The organism is Haloprofundus salilacus (genome assembly GCF_020150815.1).
Classification (GTDB): Archaea; Halobacteriota; Halobacteria; order Halobacteriales; family Haloferacaceae; genus Haloprofundus; species Haloprofundus salilacus.
In genome coordinates this window covers 302,220-327,616 of record NZ_CP083724.1, presented here as the reverse complement: position 1 = coordinate 327,616, position 25,397 = coordinate 302,220, and the positions used below count along the sequence as shown (strand labels likewise).

The following is a 25,397-nucleotide window of genomic DNA, read 5'->3' as shown; positions in this document are numbered from 1 at the left end:
GTTCATCTGTGGGTTCGAAAACCGGTTCGGGTGGACGGGTGTTAACTGTCGCGGCGGACGCGACGTGAGGAACCCACGCGACGGGCGACACCGGAGAAACCACTAAGAGTGCGGCGGTGTTCCTCACGAACGACGCATGGAAGAGATACGCACGGACGCAGCACCCGCCAGCATCGGCCCGTTCTCGCAGGCGATCAGAGACGGCGACCGCATCTTCGTCTCGGGACAGGGACCCGTCGACCCAGCATCCGGAGACGTCGTCAGCGACGATATCTGCGAACAGACCGCACAGACGCTCGACAACGTCGCCGCCGTCCTCGAAGCCGGAGGGAGTTCGCTCAACAGCGTTGTGAAGGCGACGGTGTTCGTCACGGACATGGCGAACTACGACGCCATCAACGAGGTGTACGGCGAGTACATGAGCGACCCGTACCCCGCTCGAAGCGCCGTCGAAGTCGCCGACCTCCCCATCGACATCGGCGTCGAAATCGAGGTCGTCGCGACGGTCGAGTGATTCGGCAGTAGAGCGTCTCGTCGGTCGAACGTCCCGACAAGCGAACGACTACGCGAGGTACTCTCGAATCCGCTCGACGACATAATCCGCCCCGTCGTCGGAAAGACACATCGGGTTGATAGTGAACCCGCCGTCGAGGAGGTCGTCGGAGCCGACGAAGATTCGGGGGTTCTCTTTCCTGAGCGCACCGACGAGTTCCACCGCGTCGAGCGCGGCCGTCTCGGGGTCGATTTCGACGTACACTTCGGGGGCGACCATCAGTTTTCCGCCGGGCGCTCTGGTCGTCGTCACGCCGGGGAGGTCCGCAAGTCCCGCGTCGATGATGTCAAGTCGATTGTTCCACTCGGCGGAGAGCGCGTCCTGGTCTTCGTCGATGAACGCTTCCAGTGCCGCGATGAGACCGACGAGTTCCTCCTTGCCGACCTTCAGAGGTCGCCCGATTCCCTGTCGAGGAACCCCGTCGAGCGCGTCCTTGTCGAACAGCTCCGTCGGCGGTTCCCAGACCGACTCGGCAACGTGCATGTCGAGATGCTGGAGCGCCGCCGAGCGGATGTACTCGCGCTTGCCCGCGAGGATACCCGTCGTCTGCGGCCCGCGGATGGCCTTTCCGCCGCTGAAGACGACCATGTCCGCGCCCGCCTCGATGAACGCCGAGAGGTTCTCCCGCGGCGGAACTTCAGCGGCAGCGTCGACGATGACCGGGATGTCGTGGGCGTGGGCGACCTCCACGACGTCCTCCAGCGGCGGCGTACTGAACACCTTCTGCATGTAGCCAACGGCGACCGTCTGGTCGGTGATGGCGTCAGCTATCTCCCACGGTTCGGTGCTGTTCGACCCCGTTCCGAGGTAGTTGTCGTTGTTGCCGACGTCGACAATTCGTGCGCCCGCCGCACGGAACGCGTGGTCGTAGCCGTTTCGGTGGGTGCGCGGCATCACTATTTCGTTCGGGATTCCCTCAGTTTCGGGGAGTCTGGCCATCGTGCCCAAGTCGTCGCCGGCGATAGCCGCCGCCGCGGCGAGCGTCATGCAGGCGGCCGCGCCGCTGCCGACGTAGCCGGCCTCCGCTCCGGTGACCTCGGAGATGAGTTCACCCGCTCGAACCTGGAGGTCTGAGAGACGGACGAACGCCTCCGCCGCCCGACTCATCGCTTCGACCGCTTCCGGTCGGATTCGACTTCCGCCGATACGTGTCTTCGTGCCCGCCGCGTTGACCACGTTCGGGACGCCCAACTCGTCGTAGATTGTGGATTCGTACTCCATGGCTCGGCTTTCGCCAGCATCTCTATTGGCATCGGTAATGAAAGGTGCTGCTGGAAGACGAGCAGTCGCTCGGCCTCGAGTGGTTCGGAGGCGAACAACGACACAGTGAGAGCGGTATCAGCGTTCGGTTCCCTCTACGATGGCGTTGGAAGAGACTGAATCGACCGCGGAGAGTCCCCCGTACGTCGCGGCGACGAATTCGGCTTCGACGGTTTCACCGGGGACGAGCGTCTTCATCGTGCCGGTCGCACGCCGACCGTCGGTGTCGCCCGGGTACGCCGTCGTCGGTTCGAGGCCGACGTTGTAGGTTCGATTCCAAAACGGTGACTCGGCGTATAGCCGCCGAACGGTTGCCAGTACCAGAGAGACTCGAACGGGTCGATCGGGAACCGAAGCGCGAACCCGAGGTCGAGTACCGGAGTGGTGAGCGCGTACCACCCCTCGGTCAGGTCGATGGCGTACGCGAGGTCGTGAATCTCGGCGTTCTGGCAAGGAATATCGGTCGCGAGGTCGATGTCGCCTCCGTCGTGACTGGGTGCGTTCGGCCATTCGAACTCAGCTCCGCTCTGCAGCCGACGATTCGGGAACTCGTCGTTGTACTCCTCGACGACGCCGCGACGAGCGGGCACGTCCAACCGCTCGCCGGGAGTGAGAAGCGGGGACAAAGCTCGATATACTGCTGACAATCGCAATTGAGTTCAACTCTATTGTAGTTTGTTACGCTTTCCGAGATACGCAGCCGCGACTCATTGGCGCGAAGCGTGAGTTCGCGTTCGACGGTGAACGGGTAGCGAACGAGTTCGACTTCGAGTCGGACCGTTACCGCTTCGTCGTCCGCGCGGATGACTGACGCGTCCCGGGGAAGCAACGCGCTCTCGCCGTGAAGTCCGTACGCACTGCCGGCGATCTCGTGTCTGTCTCCGGCGTTCGGTAGGTTTGTTTTCCAGCCGTCTGGATAGTGGTCCTTCCACGTCGAGTTTTGCTCCGAGGGGACGTAGCGCGCGATCGGCGCACTCCAGTTGTGGGGTGCGTGCCAGAGAACATCGACGTCGGTCCGCTTGTCGCGTAGAGAGACGATGTCGCCGCCTTTCTCCGGGAGAAGCACGACTCGGAGATAGCCGTTTTTCACAGGAGTGTTGCGTCGAGTTAACGGTAGGTAAAAGCCGTCGAAATTCGTGGACTGCTGTTCCAGTCGGAGAGCATCTCGAGCAGGCGTATACGATACATGTTAACAATGATCTCGGTTCTCCGTTCGTAGACCAGACGGTACGACAGACACACGAAGCAGACGAGGATGCTGCACTGCAAGTAAACCAGAACGGAAGCAACGAAAGTTAAGTTTATTCAATTATAAACTTATAAATCGTTGAGAGTGATGGGAGTGAATAGTGCACCGTATTATCGCTTCTCAAAGAATACCGACGTACCTCGTACTCGACCCCGAACGGCGTAACTACGGAAAGCGTCGAAGAACAAGCGCCGACAAGTTGATGACTATCGTGCGACTAAAATTTTGCTAGGCGTTAGTTATTGTTTTTGGTTAGATTCTTGTACTGACACTCCCCGCCCACTTTTAAACGCATATTTGGCGATATTGACGATCGAAGCGTGACGACCACGAACACAAACGAGGAGCGAGAAACGAATCGTTCCGAGTCGAAACTGTCTACTGATTTCGAGGCTGCTTCGTCGTGTCGTCGGCGTCGACGCTATCGACCTCGTCGCCAACATCGGTAGTGTCGACTCGGTTCGCACGCTCGGCGACGACGTGGTCTTCGCGTCGGGTCTCTCGAACGTCACCGTCGAAATCGAAACGTCGATCGGCAGGAGGTGAGTCGTGGACGTCTTCGGATTCGGTTTCCGACGTGTTCGTCTTTGCGTCAGCGATAGCGCCGTACTCGTCGTTCATCCCCCGAGTATCGTTCGTCTCGGTACCGTCGAATCGAATCGTTTCGGGGGTGCCATCGTGGAGTTCCGTGTTAGGGTGTTCCGCATTGTCGTTCGTAACGAGGACATCGCCGTTCTCCGACGATTCCTCGGTGCCGAGTTGGGCGCGAATCACGTCCGCGAACTTCGTGGAGTCGTAAACGTCGTTGATGGTGACGGTGAGACCGCCGGAAGCCCCCGCCCTAACGTGGACGCTCCCGAGACCGGCTATCGACTCCCGCATCGAACGACGTTCTTCGACGGCGCGAACTTTCTCCAACGACAGCTCGTTTCTGACGAGCGAGAGGAAACGATACTCCTCTATCACGCGCTGGTTAGTGACGAGATACGTTGTAAGCGTGTTCCGCCAGTAACGGAGGATACCGGTCGAAAAGAGGTAGAGACCGAGCGCAAGCGTGAGAGTCGGATAGACGAGCGGATACGCGGTGAAGTAGAGTAGGGCGATGCCGCTGGCGAGGAAGGGGACGGAGGCGAACGCCTGCGCCAGCGCGTTTCGCTGGGCGGGGTCTCTGTCGTCGACGAACGTCTCGCTCGCCCGCATCGTGGGCGCGGGCGGCGCGCCGACGAACTGGACGTAGGTTCCGAGTCCACAGACGAACAGGCCGAACGCCGCGAGTAAAACGCCGGCTATCGGCGGTGCCGTCGCCTGCCCCTCGACGAGCGGGTACTGTGACTGAAACCCGTAGATGTAGCCGCCGACGACGACCAACGGGAGACCGAACAGTGCGCTCCAGGCGGCTGGAAGTCCTCGTGACATGGTTATCGACTCTTGAGCATCTCGTAGACGATTCCGAGCACCGACGTGGCGATACCGACGAGCGTGAGCGTCGTCTCGTCCATCGCCGTCCCGCCGCACTCGCTGAAGAACCCGCGCCGGCACTCGCCGTCACCCGACGACGCGGAACCCGACGAGTCGGGTGTCGAACTCCCGGCAGGTGTGAACGTCGCCGCCGGCGGCGTCTCCGTCGGCGTCTCCACGGATGCGTGGACCGTGACCGGACGGGTCCGTAGCGACTCGTCGCCGACCCAGACGCCGTGAGTCGTGTCGCGCGACGACAGCGGGACCGCGGCACGTTCGACGTCGGCGTAACTCAGCCGAAACTGGACCGTCCGCTGCTGACCGATGGGGACGTGGACCCACTCGGTGGCAACGATAGCGTCGTCGAGTCGGTACGAAAGCTGTCCCTCGAAGTCGCTCAACCCGACGTTGCGGACGGTCATGTTTACCGACACCATCTCGCCCGGTCGGATGTCATTTTCCGCCTGGAGGTCCTCGACTGCGAGCGTCGACGCGTCGGCGCTCGGCCCTTCGACGATGCGAACCTCCCCGCCTCGTCTCGACTCGCCGGTGACGACGCCGTGGTTGTGCGTCGTCCCGTCGGCGACCGGACCGACCGCCGCCTCGACGTCGGCGAGCGCAATCTTGAACGCGACCTGTCGCTGCTTCCCGCCGTCAACGGTGACGGTCTTCTCGCCGATTTCGGAACCGTCGAACTCGTAGGCCACGGTCCTCGTAATCGTCGTGTCGCCGGGGTTTTCGACCGTGGCGAGGACGATATACGGTTCGTCATGCGAGAGCTCCGTGGGGGCGTCGAACGTCTGGACCGTGAAGTCGACGTTCGGGGTCACTCGAACGCGCGCGGCGGCGCCGTCGCCCGTCTCGTTCCGGACGCCGTGGACGTAGCTTCCGGGGACGGCCGACCCGCGGCGCTGTTCGATTTCCGAGAGCGAGGACCGGAACGTGACGCGGGTGGATTCGCCCGCGTCGAGCGTCACTCGCTGGGTAGCGACGACCGCCCCGCCGAAGGAGTAGTTGACGCGTTCCGCACCGCTCGACGCGCCACCGTTAGTCACTGTAGCACCTACGCTGATTCGATCGCCGCGCCGAACCGTCGTCGGCGCAGAGAGCGACGAAATCTCGAAACTCGTCTCGCCTGCGATCCCTCCGTCGGGGGTCGGATTCGGAGTGAGGGTTGTAGTCGGCGTCGGAGCAGGAGTAGTAGTCGGCGACGAGACGGTCTGTGTGGTGTTCGATTCGTTCGATTTGCTCGACTCGTCGGCGTCATCGTTCGCGTCGGCGGTGGTTGTTGCGTTCTGTGCGGTCGATTGCTGAGAGGTGACGCCGCGGTCATCTGTGTGGACGGCGCGCTCGTCTCGGTCCTGGACTGCGCTCGCGGCGACCGGCGCACCCGCCACGGTGAGGAGGGCGAAAACGAGCGCGACCGTCACTGCGGGAGAGGCGAAGTCGCGCTGGAAATTCATTCTGTTCGTTCATCTGAAAGCACGATATAAATAGTTTCTTTTCTCCCAATGATTTCGATAATAAGTTGGTGAATAGGATAGTTAAAATAAATGTACACTATAATTTTCCTAATTTTAGTGCCCGAAATGTCCCTGGCGGCGATCGACGGAGATTCGTCCTACCGGAGAGTCGAACACTCAAACGAGCGTTTGTGCTTACCACGCTGTTATCACCTCGTCAGACAATCTGTCTGTATGTCCCCGACGCGACGAACGATGCTGAAGGCTGCCGGCGTGCTCTCGATTTCGACGATCGCCGGTTGTACGTCGAACGCAGCGAACCCGGGGGGCGACGACTCGGGCACCCCGGACGGCGGTGACGGTTCGGATTCCGGAGGCGACGGTGACGGTTCTGGTCTCCCGACCGACGGCAACGACTCTGGAGGCGCGGGCGGCACGCGCCCCGAAGGAACCGGCGGTCCGGGAGCCGTCCTCTCGAACACCGACGAGTCCCCGGAGTTACCCGTCGTCCCGAGCGTCGAACTGACCGAGGCCGTCGCGACTGACGACCACCCCCCGCAACTCCGCGTGACGGTGACCAACAAGAGCGACCGCACGGTCGGAATCGGGGAAGGTCGCGACGTGTTCTTCCAGTACGTCTCGGATACGGACGGCGAGTTGATACTCCTCCCCGCCGACGGCGAGTACGACGCCGAAGCGGGATGTTGGCGTCTCGCCGAATCGATTGCGGTCACCGAAGAGTACCGGACGGTCGCCCTCGAACCCGGAGAGTCGACCGCAAAACTGGTCAACCTCTACGCGACGCCTGGCGAGGACGCCTGCCTTCCGGTCGGCGAGTTCCGCTTCGAGGCGACGTACAACGTCCTCTCGGAGTCGATGGAGTCCCAGCAACAGGCGACGTGGGGGTTCTCGCTGTCGCTGGAGTGAACTCGCCGTCTCGTTCACCGCCACCGGTGTGGTCATCGTCCCCTTTACGTGCGCTTTAGCGCGTCTCGAACGCGACAGGGAGAGACTCGACGCCGTAGATGAACGAACTCCGCGTCGGCGAGAGTTCCGTTTCGGTCACTCGGAGGTCCATCGCTCGGTCGAGGAGTTCCGAGAGGACGACTTTGGCTTCGAGACGAGCCAACGGCGCGCCGAGACAGTAGTGTGTGCCGTGGCCGAAGCCGAGATGTTGGTTCGGCGCTCGGTCGGCGAGGAACGTTTCGGCGTCGTCGAACTTGCGCTCGTCGCGGTTTCCCGATCCGAGCCAGACGACGATGCGGTCGCCCTCCTCGATGGTCGCGTCGTGAACTGTCACGTCCGACTTGGCGACGCGCGTCATTGCCTGAACGGGCGAACGGTAGCGGAGCACCTCCTCGATGGTCGTCGCGAGCGCCCGGTCGTCGCCGCGGACGGTCTCGAAGGAGTCCGTCTCGTCGAAGCAGCGGACGGCGTTCGTGATGAGATTTGTCGTCGTGATGTTCCCCGCGACGAGTAGGAGGATACACGTGCCGAGAACTTCCTCGCGAGCGAGCTGGGACCCGTCGTCAAGTTCGGCGGTGGCGATTCGCGAGACAAGGTCGTCACGCGGGTTCTCGCGACGTTCCTCGATGAGTTCGAGGAAGTACCACGCCATCTCCATCTGGACCTGTCGCTGATCATCCATGTACGCTTTGGTGTCCACGTCGTCGCTCGCGGCCTCGACCAACGTGTCCGACCACGTTTTGAACTGGTCGCGTTTCTCGACCGGAACGCCGAGCAGCTCGGCGATGACCATCACCGGGAGCGGGTAAGCGATGTCGCCGACGACGTCCATCTCCTTGTCGGGGCCGCTGGAATTGCTGGATCCGTCGGAATTGCTGAGTGCATCGTCCAGCAGATTCGCGGTCAACTCCCGTATTCGCGGTTCGAGTTGTCGAATTGCGCGCGATCGAAACGGTTCTTCGACGACGCTCCGGAGAACGTCGTGTCTCGGCGGATCCTCGAACAGCATCGTCTGAAGAATCAGCCCCTCGCCCTCGGTTTCGGGTTCGATGTAATCGTTCGCCCGCTCGGGGTCGGCCGAGAATGTCTCGTCGTCGTCGAGAATTCGTTTCACGTCGTCGTAACGAAACACGTCCCACGACCCGCGGGACGCATCGTATCGAACGGGCGCCTCGTCTCGCATCTTTTGGTACCACCCGAACGGTTCGAGCCACGATTCACGACTGGAGAGTTCGTCGGGGAACGCTTGCAGTCCTTGCGGATCGGTTGAACTCATCAAAGAAGGTACAGTAGATAGCCCAATCAACGTTCACGAAGCTATTCTTTGCAGAGAGTATGCTGTCACACGGACAGTACGGCGCTGGCTCTGCCGTCGAGATGTGCTTCTGACAGACGGGACCCCCATCGTTTCCACTAATACGCTAACAAGTTGTTGGACGGTGGATGTGGACGGACACACCCTCCCCACCGTTTCCAGTAAAACGGAGCTGAAAAGGTGGGGGAGGAAGCAAGGACGATACTCTCACGCAATTCGTGAACTCAAAGAAAAACGACTGTCTTTTTCTTTCGACTCGATTTCGAGCCTACGGACCAATTAAGTAGACAAGATAATCAATGTTTCGCTAGGAATAGATACCCGTCTTACCCCTCCCCCACTCTCGGAACCTCCTTTACTGGAAACGATGGGGGGAGGGTGTCAGGTCCGTCTTACGAGATCGACCTCGCTTTAGTCTCGCGGTTCGAAATTTCCTGCGCATTTACTGGAAATTCTGGGGGTGCCATACTATATTAATGTTACTTTATTGGAAATACTGGAAGCGGGCAGTTGTGTTCGAGCGGTCATCTCGAAAGAATGTGACGCGACAGATTTACTGGAAATACCGGGGTCTTACGGTCAGCGTGGGAGTTAAAACCCGCCAGACTGATTTTCAGCCACAGTATTCAGTCTCAATACAATTTCTATTCGTTTGCTGTTTCTCAACGGCAATCGCGTTCGCCTCATCGCCGACTGTCTGTATTTGCCGATCTACGTCTAACGCCGATTGTCCGCGTTCGTCCAATCGATTCGAACTGCGCAGCTACCCTACTCGTGAGAACTGATATCGCTGCTCTCACCGGCTCTTCGAACGTTCTGTCCGGGTTTACTGGAAACGGAGGGGTGTAAACCGATTAGCGGAAAGAGAGCCGAGGGGGAGCTATACTGGAAACAGTGGAAACGATGGTCGAAACAACTAAGTCTCGAACCACGGCTTCTCTCACCGGAGGCCGACTCAGATGACCCCGCGATTCCAACCGGACGACACGCTGTACAAACAGCGGAACACGCTGAAGGTGGAGTACGTTCCGGACGACATCGTCGGCCGCGACGACGAAACCGAGGCGTACGAGGCGGCGCTACAACCTGTGATAAACGGCGAGTACCCCGACAACATCTTCATCTACGGGAAAACGGGTGTTGGAAAGACTGCCGTCACGAACTTTCTTTTGAACGACCTCGCGGAGTCAGCCGAGTTCTACGACGTCGAACTCACCGTCGTCGACATGAACTGCGACGGGTTAAGCACCAGCTATCAGGCCGCGATTCGGCTCATCAACGAGCTCCGCGAACCCGAACACCACATCGCCGAAACCGGTCATCCGCAGTCGAAGGTGTACCGCCTGCTGTGGAACGAACTCAACGACCTCACGGGGACGGTGCTCCTCGTCCTCGACGAGATAGATCACATCCGCGACGACACGTTCCTCTATCAGATCACGCGGGCGGACAACAACGGGTACATCGACAACATCCAACTCGGTCTCATCGGCATCTCCAACGACTCGACGTTTCGCGAGCGCCTTGACGCGAAGGTGCAGTCGTCGCTCTGCGAGACCGAAATCTCGTTCCCGCCGTACGACGCGGGCGAACTCCGGAAAGTGCTCGAACAGCGCGCCGATATCGCCTTCTACGAGGGTGCGCTCGACGACGGCGTGCTCTCACTATGCGCCGCTCACGGCCGACAGGACGGCGGCGACGCGCGCCGCGCCATCACGCTGCTCAGGAAAGCGGGGGACTTGGCGCGAACGGAGAAGGCGACCAAGGTGACGACAGACCACGTCCGGCGCGCCCAGGAGAAACTCGAGGCCCAGCAGAGCATGGACATCATGCGCGATCTCACCGAACACGAGCAGTTGACGCTGTACGCGCTGACGACGCTCAGCGCGAAAGGCGAGTCGCCGGCGCGTTCGCGCATCGTCTACCAGCGCTACAAGGAGTTCTGTCACCACTCCCGGCGCGAACCCCGAACTGCGCGCCGTATCCGTGGATTCCTCTCCGACTTCGAGATTCTCAACCTCACGGTCTCGCACAAGCAGCACCGCGGACAGAGCGGCGGAACGTACCGCGAACACGAACTGAACCGGGATATCGCCACCGTCGTCGACGCGCTCCAGACGCTCATCGAGGAGGTCGGCGCGCACCGCAGTATCGTCGAGTACCTCCCCGATACGGGGAACGACAAGAAGTTCGAGTCGTTCGTCTGAACGGATACGGGCCACTAGCCCCTTCGTACGCTCCTCACTCGAAATCCGGCGACCGACCCTCCAAGAACGCGTCGACTCCCTCCGCGTGCGAGTTAGTCGCGTACGCTTGTACCTGCAGATGTGCTTCCCGCTCCAACCCGTCGCGGAACGGTCGGCCGACGTTCTCGTGCAGTCCCTGTTTTATCAGCGCGAGCGTCTCGGTCGGCTTCGACGCGAGCGTCTCCAGGAGCTCGGAAACGGCCGCGTCGAGTTCTCCACTCTCGACGGCCTCGTTGATGAGGCCCATCTCCCGCGCCTCCTTGGCATTGAACAGTCGCCCCGTCATCGTCAACTCCTTCGCCCGCCGGAGGCCGACCAACTGTGGCAAAAGCACGGTGCCACCGCTGTCGGGGATGAGCCCCACGTTGACGAACACTTCTCCGAACCGCGCCCCCTCGTCGGCGACGACGAAGTCACAGGCTGCGGCGACGTTCGTCCCCGCGCCGACGGCGTCGCCGTTGACCTTCGAGACGACTGGAAACGGAGCCGTTAAAATCGCCTCGACGACCGCGTTGAGTGTCTCCTGTACCCGTTCGTACGCCTCGGCGGGCGTCTCCTCGCGGTCGCGCATCGCTTCGAGGTCGCCGCCCGCGCTGAAGGCCTTGCCCTCGCCGGTGAGGACGACCGCCCGCGCGTCGTCGTCCGCCGCCTCTCCGAGCGCGGCGACCAACTCCCGTGCCGTTGACTCGGTGAACGCGTTGCGTGCCTCAGGTCGGTCGAACGTGAGCGTCCAAGTCCGACCGTCGACTTCGGTGCGTACCATGCAGAGTGCACCGAGCGGTCGGTGTTAAACGTGGCTGCCGGAACATCGGTCGGAGATTCCGGCGCCAGCGACCGGCGCCTCGTCCTATGGTTTTTTCTCGCTCTCGCTCCCTTCTCGGGGCATGACAGACGTGTACGTCGTCGGGGCGGGGCAGTCGCCGTTCGGGTCGTTCCCGGACGAGAGCTATCGGTCCCTGTTCGAGACGGCGTTCGACCGCGCGACGGCGAGCGTCGACGCGGAACTCGACCCGCAGCGAATCGACGAGGCGTTCGTCGGCACCCTCGGCGTCGGTGGCCGACAACTCGGATTGAGCGGCCCGGCGGTGACCGAACACGTCGGTCTCCATGGCGTTCCGACGACTCGCATCGAGAACGCCTGCGCCGCCAGCGGGTACGCGTTTCGGAGCGCCGTCGCGGCGGTTCGAGCGGGACTGGCCGACATCGCGCTGGCCGGCGGCTACGAGGTGATGACCGACACGAGTTCGGACCACACGAAGTGGTGGCTCGGCGTGAGCGGTGAAACCGAGTGGGAGCGACTTTCGGGGACGACGTTTTCGGGCGTCTACGCGCAGATGGCGAGCGCCCACACGAACGAGTACGGGACGACGACGGAGGATCTCTCGCGTGTGGCCGTGAAGAACCACGCCAACGGCGCGCGAAACCCGAACGCCCACCTCGGCTTCGAGTGCTCGCTCGAAGACGCGATGGCCGCTCCGACGGTCGCCGACCCGCTCAATCTCTACCACTGCTGTCCGACGACCGACGGCGCGAGCGCCGTCATCGTCGCCGGCGAGGAGGCGGCCTTCGAACTCAGCGACGACCCGGTTCGCGTCGCTGGGATGGGCGCGTCGAGCGGACACGTCGGTCTCTTCCAGCGCGACACGCTCACGAGCATCCCCGCGAGTCGCCGCGCCGCTGAACGCGCTTACGGCGAGGCCGGCATCGGTCCGACCGACGTCGACATCGCGGAGGTCCACGACTGCTTCGCCATCGCCGAACTCGTCGCCTACGAGGATCTCGGCTTCTGTGACCCCGGCGAGAGCGGACGGTTGCTCCGCGAGGGCGTCACCGATCCCGACGGTCGACTCCCAGTCAACACCTCCGGTGGGCTGAAATCGAAGGGCCACCCCATCGGCGCGACCGGGACCGGCCAGATAGTCGAACTATTCGAGCAACTCCGGGGCGAGGCGCACACGCAGGTCGAGAGTCCGAGATACGGTCTCGCACACAACGTCGGCGGGAGCGGCGGCGGCGCGACGGTCCATCTGTTCGAGCGGTCGAGCGGAGGGGAGCGATGAACGCCATCGACGCCGTCGGCGTCGCGCTCCCGCGACTCCGAATCTCGGCAGACGAGGTCGCCGACGTGTGGGGTCGCTATTCGGGCGCTGGAATCGAGTCGAAGACCGTCCCGACGGTCGACGAGGACGCGCTGACGCTTGCGGTCGCGGCGGCGGAGTCCGCGCTCTCTCGTAGCAGCCTCGACCCTGACGACGTTTCGACGGTCTGTCTCGCGACGACGACGCCGCCGCTCGACGCCGAGGAGATCGCGCCGCGTCTCGTCCGCGCGCTCGGACTTCCGACGTCGACTTCGATACGGACATTCACGCAAAGCACGCTCGCGGGAGCACAGGCCCTCGACTCGGGGTTCGACGCCGAGGGTCCCGCCCTCGTCGTCGCCGCCGACCTCCCGCGCGGCGACCCGGCGAGCGCCGACCACCCGTTTGGTGCCGGGGCCGCGGCGTTTCTCCTCGCGGAGAGTGGGTCCGTCGAACGTTTGGGTTCGACCAGTCACGTCGACGAACTCGCGGGCATCAGTTACCGCGAACGCGGCAGCGACGAACTGACCGGACTCGACATCACCAGCTACGAGCGACGCGCGATTCGAGAGAGCGTGACGAGCGCCGTCGAGGGCCTCGGTGCGGACCCGGACGCCGCCGATAGACTCGACGTCGATATCACAGACGTCGACGGCGCGGCTGTGTTCCAACCAGACGCCCGGATGCCCTCGCGCGCGACCGGTGACCTCTCGATACCCCGCGAAACGCTCGCTCGCGGGACGGTCGTCGACCGAATCGGCGACGCGGGGGCGGCGGGCGTCCCGCTCGGACTGGCTGCCGCGCTCGATGCCGCCGAGGATGACGACCGAACGCTCGCCGTCTTCTTCGGCAGCGGCGGCGGGGCGACGGCGATGCTGTTCGAGGGCCGCGTCGACAGCGGGTTTGACGCCGAACTCGACGGCGGCATCTCGGTCACCTACCCCGAATATCTCCGCGAACGCGGCTATATCGGCACCGTCGACGTCGCCGGCGGCGGCGCGCACGTCAGCCTCCCGGCGTGGCAGCGGTCGCTCGACCAACGCTACCGACTCGCGGCCGGGCGGTGCCCTGAGTGCGAGGCGCTCACGTTCCCGCCGGAGGGCGCGTGTCGGAACTGCCACCGTCGCATCGAGTTCGAGCGCGTCGAACTCCCTCGAACTGGAACCGTCCGCGCGGCCACCTCCATCGGTCACGGCGGCGCGCCGCCGGAGTTCGCCGAGCAGCAGCGACGCGACGGCGCGTACGACGTCGCCATCGTGGAACTGGAACACAAGGGGGAATCCGTGACGATCCCGGTGCAACTGACCGACGCCAACGCTGGAACCGTCGAACTCGACGACGAGGTTCGTGCGGTCGTTCGGAGACTGTACGAACAGGAAGGAGTTCCGCGGTACGGCGTGAAGTTCGCCCCGGTGGATGACCGACGGTAGCGAAGATATCTGAGCTACTAGAAATATATGTGAATTTAGTTAACCGAGACACAGTTATGACCGAGCGCCGACCCCGGAGGGAAACGCGCGGGAGCGGTGGAAACAGGAGAGAACGATATTCCAGCGCGTCTACGACGTCCTCGTCGGGACGCACGCCCCCGCCTCCGTCCGACAGTTCGCCGACTGGGCGGACTGTTCCGAGAACGGTGCCCCCCAGGCGCTCTCGCAACTCGCCGAGATGGGAATCGCAGACCGAAGCGACGCAGGGCCCGCGACTTACCGGCGAAATCCGCCGTACTTCCGGGGGAAGTGGGTCGAACAGTTGGCTCACGAGCACACTCCTGCGGAACTGCGAACTCGGGTCGACGAACTGATCGACGAGGATCGCGGTTTTCAAGAGCGGTACGGCGTTCCCGGTCCTGACGCGGTCATCGAGTCCGAGACCCCCGACACTGACTCCGAATCCGTGCACGAACGGTGGGACGAACTCGCGGAGTGGCGAACCGTCCGCCGTGACATCTCGGTTCTCGAACGGGCCGTTCGGCGAGCCGAGTCGATGCGCGACGACCGAGCGCGAGCGTAACGTGAGCGACCGCCCCGAAGGACCGACCGGCTCGCTCGATATCTCGACGCTCGAACTGCTCGCCCGGCGGGCCGCGACCCACCCCCTCGTCGTCGATTGGGGGTTCAGACCTGACTCCCTCGCACCGCGCGTCCTCGAACTGCGAATCGACGAGGCGCAGTACTCGACCCGGTCACCGAGGTCCGCATCGACGTTCGCTGGTTCGAAGGCGGTGCGTACTCGGTACACTACCTGGAGGTTGCACGCGATGAGAGGTGGGAGTGTCGTTGGGACCGACACCCAAAGCCGGACGCTCCCGCTGGACATCTCCACCCGCCGCCGAACGCTGACTCGGCCGTAGAACCGACGCCGCTCGAGGACAAACACCATCTGTACGTACTCTTTGACAAGCTCGATTGGCTCGAAGACCGAGTACAGACGCACTACTCAGAGGAGTGGTCCGCGGGGACTGCTCGAACGATTCGCGCGCGAAGCGTCGGCTACCGCTTACTGGACCCACTACGGATCGGTCGCGTAGACGACGGGTTCGTCGTCGCCGGATTCGTCACCGACCCGTTCGACGCGTCCCGCCGCCGCCAGCGCCGAGAGATGCGCGGCCGCCTCGCCGGCGCCCATCTTGACGTGGATCCCGCACATCTCGCCGAACAGATGCGTCGCGACTTGCCACGGGGTGAGCGGGCCGCGCTTCTCGACGCAGTCGTACACTCGCTCCGTTCGTATCTCGTGGTGCGTCAGAATCTCGTCGATGCGGGGTCCGAGCGACAGCTCTGCCCCGTGTCCCGGATGTGCCGTTTCCGTTTGCCTCGACGCCGCTGCGCGTTCTCTGAGGTTCGACAGGGTCCCCTGATACGTTTCTAACGCGTCGGCGACGCGGGTGTCGCTGCCACCGACGTTCGGGGTGTAGGTGGGCAACACCGCGTCGCCGACGAACAGCGTAGCGTCGTTGCGTTCGTCACCGTGCGCGACGAACGCGGCGTGACCGAGCGTGTGTCCGGGTGTGTGAATCGTCTCGACGCCCACGACAGTGTCGCCGTCCACGAGCGACTCGACCGGATACTCGTCCGGCATCGGCGACGGCCTATCGCCCGCGACCACCGACTCGACGGTTTCATTGGGGACGCCCCACGCCGCCAGTTTTCGGGCGTCCCGGTCAACGCGCTCTCGTCTCGCGGCCGCGTAGTCAGCGACGAACGCCGCGTCGCTCTCGTGCAGGTACAGCGTCGCGTCGCTCGTCTCGCAGAGTCGCGGCGCGAGTCCCGCGTGGTCGACGTGCCAGTGGGTGACGAGCACCGACGATACGTCGCGGAGTTCGAGTCCGGTCTCTTCGATACCGGAGACGAGGCGGTCCCACGCGTCGTCGCCTGGCGGTCCCGGGTCGACGACGACGCCGCGTTTCGGGAGCACGTACGCGCTGTTCGTCCCTTCGAGGCTTCCCCTGCTCACGTCGATTCGGTGGCTCTCGTTCACGTTCCGTCCCGACACTCGTCGCCGGTCGTGAAATCCGTACCGCCCTCCGCGGCGGTTCTCCGAGCGAATGCGGCGACGGTTTCTCCCTAACTGATCTCTTCGACGTCGTCTGCATCTCACCGTCGCGTTTTCTCGGGTGACGCGGAGGCGAATCCCCTCGTTAGTGCTCGCGTTTTCGACCGCGTCCACGACCTGCTTCGCCGCCTCGGCAGTCGATTTAACCGAGTCAGTCCCTTCCGGTTCACGCAGTACTAACTACCGAGACGGTCATCACTCCCGCGTGTCGTTCAGTTCGCTGCGGACGCTCCCCCGAGAGGCACTCGTCGTGCTGAGCCTCGTGAGCGGGTCGCACGTCGTCAACCACATGCATCTTGTTCTCTTCCCGCCGATTCTCGGCGTGTTGGCGACGGAGTTCGACGTGACGATCGCGACGCTCGGCTTCGCGATGGGAGCGCAGGCGTTCATCAACACGGCGTTCCAACTCCCGTTCGGCTATCTCTCCGACACGTACGACCGGACACTCACGCTCGGTCTCTGCCTCGTTCTCGGAGGCATCGGCGCACTCGTCCTCGCGGCCGCGCCGACGTTCGAGTGGCTTCTCGTCGGCCAGATACTCCTCGGCGTTGGCGTCGCCGGTCACCACCCGGCACATTACCCGCTTCTCTCGGACGCGACGACCGAGGCGAACCGCGGGCGGGTGTTCAGCGTCCACGGCTTCGCGGGAAACATCGGGTTCGCCGCGCCGCCCGTCGTCATCGTCGCCGTCTCCTCGCTCGACGGGCTAAACTGGCGCCACGCGTTCGCTCTCATCGGGGCAGTCGGTCTCCTGTACGCCGTCCTCGCGGTGGTCGTCTCGCTTCGATACGTCCCCGCGTCGGTTCGTCGACCGAACGGGCCGGAGCGCCCCGACGAGAGGTCGCAGACTCCGTCGCTCTCGAGCCGACTCCGCGCCGGCACGCGGGCGTTGCTCGACTCGCCGACGATTCTCGCGCTCGGTCTGCTGGCGCTGGTCGCCTCGACGGCGATGTGGGGCATTACCTCGTTCGTCGTCACGCTCCTCGAACAGGGGTACGGCGTCGAGTCGTCGACGGCGAGCCTCACGCTCTCGGTGATGTTCGGCGTCGGCGCGGTGTTCATGCTCGTCGGCGGCGACCTCTCGGACCGGTTCGCGCCAGCGCCGCTCATCGTCGGCAGTTACGCGCTCGTCGCCGTGTTCGTCCTCCTGCTCGCGTCGTTCGTTCTGCCGCCGTCAGCGGCTATCGTCACCGCCGTCGTCGCCGGGAGCGTCGGGAGTCTGAGCACACCCGCCCGCGACAAACTGGCTGACGTCCTCTCGGCCCGCGCCGACCTCGGACGAAACTTCGCCGTCGTCACCATTGGTATCATGGTCGGTAGCACCGTCGCGCCGCCGCTTTTCGGCGTGCTCATCGAGACGTTCGACTTCCGAGTCGCGTTCGCCTCTATCGCCGTCGTCGCCCTCGGCGTCGTCGGTCTCATCGTCGCTATCGTCGCACGGTGGGGCGACGAGTACGGCATCGGAGAGGTGACGGTCTCGGGCGACTGAGCCGTTCGATGCGTCTCTCCGTGGTGTTTCGGGAGAATGCCGTGCACCGAGCGTGACCGGAGATCGGAGACGCCGTACCCCCATTACGGCGTTCCGAACTGAGCACCACTCCTGTCGGGTGACTGCTGAAGATGGTGGACGCGAATTCGCTTCTCACCGAACCCGGACCGGGCGAGACCGGGTACTCTCCAACAGTCACACGGAGAGAACTGTACGAAACTAATGACTGTGCTGCTTGTCAATACCGGGTGACTGTTCTCGTCGTTCGTCAGCGGCTCCTTCCAGGCGGTTGACGCCGGCGCTGCCGCCTTCATATAAGAACATACGACATATAACTGAATATGACTTTACGAGCAACTTTACGTAGGAATCTGGTTCGGTAGCGTATGAACGACCTCAGCGGCTTTCAACGCGACCTGCTGTGGGTAATCGCTGGTCAGGAACAGCCGTCCGGCCAGGAAGTCAAAAACGAGTTGGAAGAGTACGTCGAAGGCGAGATCAACCACGGTCGTCTCTACCCGAACCTCGACACGCTCGTCAACAAGTCCTACGTGGAGAAAGGGCCGATAGACCGCCGGACGAACTACTACGCTATCACCGAGAAGGGACGAGAGAGCCTCCGCGAGCGACGTGAGTGGGAAGGTCAGTACGTCTCGCTCGATTGACAGCGACCGGCTCCCGTCGGTCCGCAGCGTCGTATCGTGCGCCTCCTTGGAGGGACGACCCGTCGAAGTGCCGGTACTAAGGCGTCTTATCGCCGTTCTGTCGCCGTCAGTTCATCGCCTCGTCGCCGCTTCGTCACCCTTCTACCACGGTCCCTCAGGCGGGGTCTGCCTCGTAGGTCGGACCGACGGCGACCGACAGCCTCCGGGGCACCGTGTGAAGAACGAGTCGGTCGTGGCTACTCACCTCGCCGTCGAGACTGAACGCAATGGTCTCGCTATTTAACCCCTCGACGGTCAACTGACTCGCCTGAAGGTGGACGACGTGTTCGGTATCCTTACCGAGCATCCGATGGGCGGCGGCCTCGGTGACGGCGCTCTGCGGCGGCATCTCCTCGACGATGACGATGTCGAACAGTCCGTCCTCGGCGTTGGCCTGTCCACCTTTCTTGGCGAACTGTCGGACGTTGCCGACGAGCACGCACAGCGCTTCTCCGTTCCACGTCGTCTCCTCGCCCTGTGAGATCGTCTTGACTTCCAGCTGGAGGCTCTCGAACTCCATCGTCTTCTTGATGCCGGTGTAGAAAAACGCAAGCGACCCGAGGCGCTCCTTCAACTCTGCGCCCGTCGCCGCGCTGGTCTCGGCGGTCAATCCGGCAATAGCGGAGACGACGAACGGTTCGCCGTCGGCCATTCCGAGGTCGATTCGCCGTCTCTCGCCGTTCTCGAGCAGGTTGAACCCGGATTCGGCGTCGTCGACGCCGACGTTTCTCGCGAAGATGTTCGCCGTTCCCACGGGGACGATTCCGAGCGTCACGTCGTCGAGCGCGTCCGCCTCGACGAGTCCCTTGACGACTTCGTGGAGCGTTCCGTCGCCGCCCGCGACGGCGAGTCGCCGGATATCGTCGGCTACGGCCGTCTTCGCCAGTTCGGTCGCGTGTCCCGTCTCGGCCGTCTCGACGACCTCGTAGCCGTACTCGTCAGCCAACTCCAGCAGTCGCTCTCGGTGGGCACCGCCGCCGCTCGTCGGATTCATCACGAGTCTCCGGTGACCTTCCTCCCCGATGAGCCGCGGTGGCTCGCCGTTCTGGCTGCGTGCCGACCGGTGGCCGTTCTCGTTCACGTTCCTTGTTCGACCCCCGACGTAAAAATGGTGTTCCGTGCTCGCATTTCGGTTCCAGCGTGTCCACCGCGCAGTCGTTCGACGGAATAATCAATTCACTATACTGTAAATTTAGACGCAACTACCAGAATATCTATTAAGTCAATTGGACCCGCTACAATTCATGTATCGGTGTTCTCTTTCGGTCACGATTGACCGCCTCTGGCTGAACGCTAAACTGAGTTGGCTATAATTCCCACGTCGCCCCGTCCGTTTCGTCAGCTGTCCCGCCGTGTCGTCGCTTAGGAAGCATTATCACTGCGCTTCGTCCTAAAGCAGGTATGGACCCGAAGTCACCGCGGTCCCGTCCTGACGACGCGGCGACGCGGTCGACGCGCCGCAGATTTCTCGCACTCACCACGACGGCTACGGCGGGTGTGACGCTCTCGGGTTGTCTCGGGATGACGACGGAGTCGTCGAACGGTTCCGGCGGTTCGGACAGCTCGAACGACTCATCCGGTTCGATTGGTTCGAACGCCTCGGACGGCGGCGACTTGGAGACCGCCGCCGACGTCGACGAGTGGATGGCGGACGCGCTCAACTACGACGGCGTCGTCGACGAGACGGGAACCGACGAGGTCACCGTCACGGTCGGTGCGGACGCCGCCAGCGGCCCGTACGCGTACGACCCCGCGGCAGTCCGCGTCTCGCGGGGGACGACCGTCGTCTGGAAGTGGGTCGCCGCGAGCGGCGCGCACAACGTCGTCGACGAAGGCGGAGCGTTCGAGAGTGAACTCTACTCGCGAGGCAACGCGACGTTCGAGTACACCGCCGACGAACCGGGGACGTACTTGTACTTCTGTACGCCGCACCGCGGACTGGGAATGAAGGGCGCGCTCGTCGTCGAAGAGTCGTAATCTCGCCAAATACCTCGTGTGACTGATTTTTTGGTAGTTGTCGGTGAGTCCCTCAACCGATACTAACTTCGGTGGCTCACGTTGTACACACGAGAAGACCTCTGTTCGTAGGCTTACCACCGAAAGCTTGCTGTACCTGCCTCCCGACCTGTCGCTTTTCCGCCGAAGAGCGCTAGCGAAGAATCGGCTGTCCGTTGACGCTGTCTATTCGATCGGCCAACGCTTGCGCCACCGTCCGGTCCGCGTCCGGCACGGCGTCGTTTCGCGCGTGGAACCGGCATCTGAACAGGAGTTTGTCGAGCTCGAAGGCGGTGAACGCGAACGTCCCCGCTTCGATTTTCTCGGCGAGGGCGATCTCGACAACCGGTTTCGGGAGGTCGGCGCCTTCTCCGCTGGCGACGTCGATGTAGTCGGTGAGCACGTGGTGGAGTACCCACTGCTCTTCGAGGCTCAGTTCCAGTTCGACCGTCGGGGCGTCGTTGGTAATCGAGGGCATCGTTTCGTTCGGTTGCGGTTACTGGTTAGCATCGGTACTATCTAAGTCTTGCTAACACGTAGCATAGGAATCGACTAACAGCCGGTGTGCAGCGCTTCGGGGAACCAATTGCGACTGACCACCGTGACCGTCGGTGGGAGTTCGACCCCGTGCATCGTACTGACGCTGCGACTCGTTCGCGGAGGCGGATGCACGACCCGCTGGCTGAGTTGTGAGCCGCGGCCGTGCGACGTTCGTCGAGGCGTTGTCGGCGATCGTTACGGCGTCCCCGCCCGCCGCCGAAGCGAGCGCGCGAGGCGAAAACTGAAGCGGTTCAGCATGATTCAAGGTGGAGCCTCCGGCCTCAAGGAACGAGCGTAGCGAGCGAGTAGGCCGGAGAGGAAACCGACATGGTACGAGCTAACCGGCATACTGCGACCGACCGACTCCCGAATGTTCAAGTACCGTCGGAACTCCTCTGAAGTATGGATGTGCGTCGAACCGCCGTCATGAAACTCTCTGTTTCTGACGAGCAACGCGACGCACTCCACCGAACTGCCGATCAATATCTGTACTGTGCGAACCGAACCGCTAACTACTGTTGGTCCGACACCTCATACGCTGAGTGTAAGACCAACAAACGGCAGGTTCGAGACACACTCTACGCCGAACTTCGAGCCGAGACGGAGTTGCAGGCGCAACTTGTCCAAGCATCGATACGTCGTGCCGTCGAAGCTATCAAAGGTGTTGTCGAACGATGGAAGAAGGGACGGCGCGTCTCCTGTCCGACGTTCACCGCCGAAACGATGGACTACGACACGCGAAGCGCGACCTTCTACCGACGCAAAGCGTCATTGGCGACAGTTGAGGGCCGAGTCGAATGTCCGTTCGTTCTCCCCGCAGACAGTCCGACTCCCTACGAGCGGTACGTACTCTCCGAGGACTACGAGTTCCGCGAGAGTACGCTCCGGTACGACACGGCAACAGACGAGTTCTACCTCAACATCTCGACACGGCGGATTAACGGTGACAACGCGGAGGTTCCAGCAGATACCTGGCACCCCGACCAAACGGTCCTCGGTATCGACCTCGGCGTCAACAGTCTCGCCGTCACTTCCACCGGGCGCTTCTGGCAGGGAGACGACTACGACCACTGGTGCCGTGAGTTCGAGAAGCGACGTGGCGAGATACAACAGCGTGGCACGCAAGCTGCTCACAACGCCCTGCTCCGACTCGGCAAGCGCGATGAAGCGTGGCGGAAACAGTACATCCACACGGTCGCCAACGAAATCGTCACGGAAGCCGCCGAACACGACTGCAACGTTATCGCGTTCGAGGACTTGACCGATATTCGAGAACGGCTTCCGCATGCGCAGTGGCATCACATATGGGCGTTCCGACGCCTGTTCGAGTACGTCTCCTACAAGGCCCCCGAACAGGGTATTTCCGTAGAGCAAGTCGCGCCGAACCACACGTCCCAACGCTGTTCTCGGACGGACTGTGGGTTCACGCACGACGATAATCGCCACGGCGAACAGTTCTGTTGTGTGAAGTGCGGGTACACAGTGAACGCGGACTACAACGCCGCGAAGAACATCGGGCTACGTTACGCCCGAAAACGGATACACAGACTCCGTTCCTCGCCCAAGCCGGGGGACGGAGACGCAGAAGTAGACCTGCGTGTGAATGGTGGGACGTTGAACGGCGAGAGTCACCAGCCTGTTACTGGAGACTAATCGCCGGGAGTCCACATCAAAGCCCCACCCTCAAGGACCGAGGCGCGTAGCGCCGAGGGAGTAGGGTGGGGTAGTTTACAACGCGTAGTCGTCGCTGCCCTCGTCGCGTATTGCGGGGTCCTGCTGGTCGGTAACGGCCTGGTTGAACAGCCCTTCCTCCATCTTTGGGTCCTCGTCGTCGACAGTGTCGTACGTCGAGATACCCATCGAGAGCAGTTCTTCCATGGCTTTCTGGCGGGTCAGGAACTCGCCCTGTTCGACGAGCATGTCGATTCGGTCCGAGAGGTCGTCGGGCAGCGTCAGTTCGACTCTGGACATATGAAGTTGGTACGAGCGGTCGGGGTTATAGGTCGCACGTTATCGGTCGAATACCGTGTCTTTCAGTATTTACATTATCTCTCCAGCGATTACTATTCTCCATTCGAATCTTTCAGGAGCGGTTCGGTCCGCAGACGGGTCTGTGTCAGCGTGACACTCACAGGCCAGTTTGATAACCAACCGGTGCAACGAATCGGTAGATACCATGCCGATAGAGGTGAACGGGGAGTACACGACCGCCCGCGTGATGGTTGACGACGAGAGCCTGGTCGAAGACGGCTGCTTGGAGCAGATACGGACGCTCGTCGATCACCCGGCGTTCACCGAACCCGTGCGCGTCATGCCTGACACCCACTGGGGGTCCGGCGCGCCTATCGGATTCACGATGCCGCTGGCCGAGCGAGTGGTCCCGAACATCGTCGGCGTCGACATCGGTTGCGGGATGTGCGTGACGAACCTCGGCGATGAACTTCCGCTTTCGGACCCGGAGCGCGAGAGGCGCGTCCGCGACGCCGTCCCGATGGGCCGGGAGGTCCACGACTACGACGACGCGCCGCATCTCGTCGACGAGTTCCCGTTCGACCGGACGAACAAGCAGTTCGAGCGGTTCGACGCCGCCTACCGCGACCAGTTCGGCGAACCCGTCGACCCTGTCGAATTCGAGTTCGACGGCTACGACGGGGCGTACTTCGAGTCGCTCTGTCAGCGCGTCCTCGCGGACCGTCGTCCGTCGATGGGACACATCATCCAGAGCGCTGGAACGCTTGGCGGCGGCAACCACTTCGTCGAGTTCGCCCGCGCGCGCGAGTCCGGCGACTACTGGTTGGTCATCCACAGCGGCTCCCGGTACCTCGGACTCGCAGTCGCGCAGTACTGGCAGGGGCGAGCGTCGGACTACCGCGCCGCCGACGCGATTCGCGAGTCGATTCGGGAGGGCGACGAACGGTTCCTGAAGTTCGATCCCGAGACGGTCGGCGACGCGGACCTCTTCGAGTGGGTCACCGGCGGTAAGGGCGAGTCCCACATCCGCAGAGAGCGCGTCCGCGAAGCGTTCGACGGGAGCAACATCGAAGACGCCTTCGACAGGCTCTCCGCCATCCGACCGCCGACCAACGAAGACCGACAGCAGTCCGAACTCGACTGGCTCGAAGGCAGGGAAGCTCACGGCTACTTCGTCGACATGCTGTTCGCCCAGCAGTACGCCCGCTGGAACCGAGAGCTGATGAGCGACGCCGTCTGCGACGCGCTCGGCGTCGACCCGGTCGACCGGTTCCAGTCGACGCACAATTTCATCGACTTTCGCGACCTGACGATTCGGAAGGGTGCGACGCCGGCGCGGGAGGGGCAGCGACTGGTCGTCCCGTTCAACATGGCCGACGGGTCGATACTCGCCCGCGGGAAGGGGAACGAGGCGTACCACTCGACGGCCCCCCACGGCGCGGGTCGCGTGATGAGTCGGACCGCCGCGTTCGAGTCGCTCTCGCTCAACGCGTTCGACGAGGCGATGGACGGCATCTACTCGGAGTCCGTCGTCGAGTCGGTGCTCGACGAAGCGCCGATGGCGTACAAACCCGCCGAGGCCATCGCCGACGCCCTCGAACCTACCGCCGAGATCGTCGACCGGTTGGACGTCGTCCACAACCTCAAGGCGAAGTAAGTGGGCAAAGCGAACTGAATCGGTCAAAGCAAAGCGGTCGGATACGACGGTCGGTTCTCCACGAGTGTGGACCGCTCGCGGGTGAACGATTTTGCTCGTCGGTTTCCTACTCTCACCTATGACCGACAAGCGCCACTACCGCTTCGAGGGAGTCGAACCGGAGATTCACGCGGACGCCAACGTAAGCCGCGAGTCGACGCTCGTCGGCAACGTCGTCGTCGATGCGGACGCCAGCGTCTGGCCCGGCGTTGTCCTGCGCGGCGACATCGGGCCGGTCCGAATCGGCCGCCAGTCCCACGTTGGCGACAACGCCGTCGTCCACGCTGCGACGGTTGGCGACCGAGTGATGGTGGGCCACGGCGCGGTCATCAACGAGGCGACGGTCGAAGAGGGGTCGCTCATCGGGTTCAACTCGACGGTGAACACCGGCGTTCGAGTCGGCGCGGGAAGCGTCGTCGCCCCGGGTGCTGTCGTCCCCGAACAGTACGACATTCCCGCCGAATCGTACGTCCGCGGCGTCCCCGCCCGCGTCACGCCGCTGTCGGACGAACGAGTCAGCGCTGAGGAAATCTTCTCGAAGTACTCGTCGGGTGAGTACGGCAACTTGGTCGACAGACACGACGAACTGTTCGACGAGTAGTCGCCCTCGCCGGTCTCATGTTCTTCGCCGTCGGCGCAAGTCGACGTTTCGTGACGACCGCTGATGGGACGTCGACAGGTCCGAGATGTTCTCGTCGGGAGGGCAGCCGCGACAGTTGCGTACGCGGTCGTGACGCTGTTGAGCGGATTCGTCTGAATCCGCACCGTACTGCCGGGTGCAGTAAACCTCCGGTCGCAGTGCTCTGTATCCGCCGAAAGCCGGTGATACGACGATCGTCTCCTCCCCTCGGTAACCGAT

Annotated in this window: 22 protein-coding genes and 1 pseudogene; 13 read left to right on the top strand and 10 right to left on the bottom strand. The window is 62.9% G+C overall.

Going from position 1 to position 25,397, the window contains the following annotated elements; genetic code table 11:
* The first annotated feature begins 136 nt into the window (after positions 1-136).
* The gene (locus LAQ58_RS18190) at positions 137-514 is read left to right on the top strand and encodes a Rid family detoxifying hydrolase (RefSeq protein ID WP_224450286.1); all 378 of its coding nucleotides are present in this window, start codon (positions 137-139) and stop codon (positions 512-514) included.
* A 48-nt stretch (positions 515-562) separates the two neighbouring features.
* Here the strand turns inward: LAQ58_RS18190 and LAQ58_RS18185 are convergent, their stop codons facing one another.
* From LAQ58_RS18185 to LAQ58_RS18170, 4 genes are all read right to left on the bottom strand, one after another.
* A complete protein-coding gene (locus LAQ58_RS18185; protein ID WP_224450285.1) occupies positions 563-1,774 on the bottom strand; it encodes an aminotransferase class V-fold PLP-dependent enzyme in 1,212 nt (403 codons plus the stop codon).
* Positions 1,775-2,007: 233 nt separating this feature from the next.
* Positions 2,008-2,439, bottom strand: coding sequence for a hypothetical protein (locus tag LAQ58_RS18180; RefSeq protein WP_224450284.1), 432 nt, complete (start codon positions 2,437-2,439; stop codon positions 2,008-2,010).
* Positions 2,440-3,440: 1,001 nt separating this feature from the next.
* Positions 3,441-4,478, bottom strand: coding sequence for a PH domain-containing protein (locus LAQ58_RS18175; RefSeq protein WP_224450283.1), 1,038 nt, complete (start codon positions 4,476-4,478; stop codon positions 3,441-3,443).
* Positions 4,479-4,480: 2 nt separating this feature from the next.
* Complete coding sequence (locus LAQ58_RS18170) at positions 4,481-5,983, bottom strand: PH domain-containing protein (protein ID WP_224450282.1); 1,503 nt, start codon at positions 5,981-5,983, stop codon at positions 4,481-4,483.
* A 234-nt stretch (positions 5,984-6,217) separates the two neighbouring features.
* Here LAQ58_RS18170 and LAQ58_RS18165 point away from each other — a divergent pair, with 234 nt between their 5' ends.
* Positions 6,218-6,910 carry a hypothetical protein gene (locus LAQ58_RS18165; RefSeq protein ID WP_224450281.1) on the top strand — a complete coding sequence of 231 codons (693 nt, stop codon included), beginning with the start codon at positions 6,218-6,220 and terminating at the stop codon, positions 6,908-6,910.
* A 55-nt stretch (positions 6,911-6,965) separates the two neighbouring features.
* On the opposite strand, the gene LAQ58_RS18160 is transcribed toward LAQ58_RS18165, so the two are convergent.
* Positions 6,966-8,225: a cytochrome P450 gene (locus tag LAQ58_RS18160; protein WP_224450280.1), complete on the bottom strand. Its 1,260-nt coding sequence runs from the start codon at positions 8,223-8,225 to the stop codon at positions 6,966-6,968.
* A gap of 998 nt (positions 8,226-9,223) precedes the next feature.
* Between LAQ58_RS18160 and LAQ58_RS18155 the strand changes: the two genes are divergently transcribed.
* On the top strand, positions 9,224-10,471 hold the full coding sequence (locus LAQ58_RS18155) for an orc1/cdc6 family replication initiation protein (RefSeq protein ID WP_224450279.1): 1,248 nt from the start codon (positions 9,224-9,226) through the stop codon (positions 10,469-10,471).
* Between the two features lie 34 nt (positions 10,472-10,505).
* Here the strand turns inward: LAQ58_RS18155 and LAQ58_RS18150 are convergent, their stop codons facing one another.
* Positions 10,506-11,273, bottom strand: coding sequence for an enoyl-CoA hydratase/isomerase family protein (locus LAQ58_RS18150; protein WP_224450278.1), 768 nt, complete (start codon positions 11,271-11,273; stop codon positions 10,506-10,508).
* A gap of 121 nt (positions 11,274-11,394) precedes the next feature.
* On the opposite strand from LAQ58_RS18150, the gene LAQ58_RS18145 reads away from it, so the two are divergent.
* The 4 genes and pseudogenes from LAQ58_RS18145 to LAQ58_RS19265 form a co-directional block, all read left to right on the top strand.
* On the top strand, positions 11,395-12,570 hold the full coding sequence (locus LAQ58_RS18145) for a thiolase domain-containing protein (protein ID WP_224450277.1): 1,176 nt from the start codon (positions 11,395-11,397) through the stop codon (positions 12,568-12,570).
* Positions 12,567-14,018, top strand: a complete 1,452-nt coding sequence (locus LAQ58_RS18140) for a zinc ribbon domain-containing protein (RefSeq protein WP_224450276.1) — start codon at positions 12,567-12,569, stop codon at positions 14,016-14,018. The genes LAQ58_RS18145 and LAQ58_RS18140 overlap by 4 nt, the downstream gene beginning before the upstream one ends.
* 115 nt (positions 14,019-14,133) lie before the next feature.
* Entirely contained in the window at positions 14,134-14,601 is a 468-nt protein-coding gene (locus tag LAQ58_RS18135; RefSeq protein ID WP_425490748.1) for a DUF7342 family protein, read from the top strand.
* Positions 14,602-14,787: 186 nt separating this feature from the next.
* A pseudogene (locus LAQ58_RS19265) lies at positions 14,788-14,889 on the top strand (toxin-antitoxin system TumE family protein); the annotation flags it as partial.
* Positions 14,890-15,099: 210 nt separating this feature from the next.
* Here the strand turns inward: LAQ58_RS19265 and LAQ58_RS18125 are convergent.
* Positions 15,100-16,068, bottom strand: coding sequence for an MBL fold metallo-hydrolase (locus LAQ58_RS18125; protein WP_224450273.1), 969 nt, complete (start codon positions 16,066-16,068; stop codon positions 15,100-15,102).
* A 280-nt stretch (positions 16,069-16,348) separates the two neighbouring features.
* On the opposite strand from LAQ58_RS18125, the gene LAQ58_RS18120 reads away from it, so the two are divergent.
* Positions 16,349-17,632, top strand: a complete 1,284-nt coding sequence (locus LAQ58_RS18120) for an MFS transporter (RefSeq protein WP_224450272.1) — start codon at positions 16,349-16,351, stop codon at positions 17,630-17,632.
* Between the two features lie 386 nt (positions 17,633-18,018).
* A complete protein-coding gene (locus LAQ58_RS18115; protein WP_224450271.1) occupies positions 18,019-18,297 on the top strand; it encodes a PadR family transcriptional regulator in 279 nt (92 codons plus the stop codon).
* A gap of 154 nt (positions 18,298-18,451) precedes the next feature.
* Here LAQ58_RS18115 and LAQ58_RS18110 read toward each other — a convergent pair whose 3' ends face one another.
* Positions 18,452-19,417, bottom strand: coding sequence for a diacylglycerol/lipid kinase family protein (locus tag LAQ58_RS18110; protein WP_224450270.1), 966 nt, complete (start codon positions 19,415-19,417; stop codon positions 18,452-18,454).
* A gap of 320 nt (positions 19,418-19,737) precedes the next feature.
* On the opposite strand from LAQ58_RS18110, the gene LAQ58_RS18105 reads away from it, so the two are divergent.
* The gene (locus LAQ58_RS18105) at positions 19,738-20,313 is read left to right on the top strand and encodes a halocyanin domain-containing protein (protein WP_224450269.1); all 576 of its coding nucleotides are present in this window, start codon (positions 19,738-19,740) and stop codon (positions 20,311-20,313) included.
* A 172-nt stretch (positions 20,314-20,485) separates the two neighbouring features.
* Here the strand turns inward: LAQ58_RS18105 and LAQ58_RS18100 are convergent, their stop codons facing one another.
* Complete coding sequence (locus LAQ58_RS18100; protein ID WP_224450268.1) at positions 20,486-20,809, bottom strand: DUF7853 family protein; 324 nt, start codon at positions 20,807-20,809, stop codon at positions 20,486-20,488.
* Positions 20,810-21,273: 464 nt separating this feature from the next.
* On the opposite strand from LAQ58_RS18100, the gene LAQ58_RS18095 reads away from it, so the two are divergent.
* A complete protein-coding gene (locus LAQ58_RS18095) occupies positions 21,274-22,524 on the top strand; it encodes an RNA-guided endonuclease InsQ/TnpB family protein (RefSeq protein WP_224450267.1) in 1,251 nt (416 codons plus the stop codon).
* Positions 22,525-22,599: 75 nt separating this feature from the next.
* Here LAQ58_RS18095 and LAQ58_RS18090 read toward each other — a convergent pair whose 3' ends face one another.
* Positions 22,600-22,842, bottom strand: a complete 243-nt coding sequence (locus LAQ58_RS18090; RefSeq protein ID WP_224450266.1) for a ribbon-helix-helix domain-containing protein — start codon at positions 22,840-22,842, stop codon at positions 22,600-22,602.
* Between the two features lie 205 nt (positions 22,843-23,047).
* Between LAQ58_RS18090 and LAQ58_RS18085 the strand changes: the two genes are divergently transcribed.
* Both LAQ58_RS18085 and LAQ58_RS18080 read left to right on the top strand, forming a co-directional pair.
* The gene (locus LAQ58_RS18085) at positions 23,048-24,499 is read left to right on the top strand and encodes an RtcB family protein (protein WP_224450265.1); all 1,452 of its coding nucleotides are present in this window, start codon (positions 23,048-23,050) and stop codon (positions 24,497-24,499) included.
* 118 nt (positions 24,500-24,617) lie between these two features.
* Positions 24,618-25,139, top strand: a complete 522-nt coding sequence (locus tag LAQ58_RS18080; protein ID WP_224450264.1) for a gamma carbonic anhydrase family protein — start codon at positions 24,618-24,620, stop codon at positions 25,137-25,139.
* The last annotated feature ends 258 nt before the right edge of the window (positions 25,140-25,397 follow it).

Coding starts and splice junctions, on each gene's coding strand:
- LAQ58_RS18155 (WP_224450279.1), top strand. CDS start 9,224: ATGACCCCGCGATTCCAACCGGACGACACGCTGTACAAACAGCGGAAC.
- LAQ58_RS18160 (WP_224450280.1), bottom strand. CDS start 8,225: ATGAGTTCAACCGATCCGCAAGGACTGCAAGCGTTCCCCGACGAACTC.
- LAQ58_RS18100 (WP_224450268.1), bottom strand. CDS start 20,809: ATGCCCTCGATTACCAACGACGCCCCGACGGTCGAACTGGAACTGAGC.
- LAQ58_RS18095 (WP_224450267.1), top strand. CDS start 21,274: ATGGATGTGCGTCGAACCGCCGTCATGAAACTCTCTGTTTCTGACGAG.
- LAQ58_RS18150 (WP_224450278.1), bottom strand. CDS start 11,273: ATGGTACGCACCGAAGTCGACGGTCGGACTTGGACGCTCACGTTCGAC.
- LAQ58_RS18105 (WP_224450269.1), top strand. CDS start 19,738: ATGGACCCGAAGTCACCGCGGTCCCGTCCTGACGACGCGGCGACGCGG.
- LAQ58_RS18175 (WP_224450283.1), bottom strand. CDS start 4,478: ATGTCACGAGGACTTCCAGCCGCCTGGAGCGCACTGTTCGGTCTCCCG.
- LAQ58_RS18115 (WP_224450271.1), top strand. CDS start 18,019: ATGAACGACCTCAGCGGCTTTCAACGCGACCTGCTGTGGGTAATCGCT.
- LAQ58_RS18085 (WP_224450265.1), top strand. CDS start 23,048: ATGCCGATAGAGGTGAACGGGGAGTACACGACCGCCCGCGTGATGGTT.
- LAQ58_RS18185 (WP_224450285.1), bottom strand. CDS start 1,774: ATGGAGTACGAATCCACAATCTACGACGAGTTGGGCGTCCCGAACGTG.
- LAQ58_RS18165 (WP_224450281.1), top strand. CDS start 6,218: ATGTCCCCGACGCGACGAACGATGCTGAAGGCTGCCGGCGTGCTCTCG.
- LAQ58_RS18080 (WP_224450264.1), top strand. CDS start 24,618: ATGACCGACAAGCGCCACTACCGCTTCGAGGGAGTCGAACCGGAGATT.
- LAQ58_RS18170 (WP_224450282.1), bottom strand. CDS start 5,983: ATGAATTTCCAGCGCGACTTCGCCTCTCCCGCAGTGACGGTCGCGCTC.
- LAQ58_RS18090 (WP_224450266.1), bottom strand. CDS start 22,842: ATGTCCAGAGTCGAACTGACGCTGCCCGACGACCTCTCGGACCGAATC.
- LAQ58_RS18190 (WP_224450286.1), top strand. CDS start 137: ATGGAAGAGATACGCACGGACGCAGCACCCGCCAGCATCGGCCCGTTC.
- LAQ58_RS18145 (WP_224450277.1), top strand. CDS start 11,395: ATGACAGACGTGTACGTCGTCGGGGCGGGGCAGTCGCCGTTCGGGTCG.
- LAQ58_RS18140 (WP_224450276.1), top strand. CDS start 12,567: ATGAACGCCATCGACGCCGTCGGCGTCGCGCTCCCGCGACTCCGAATC.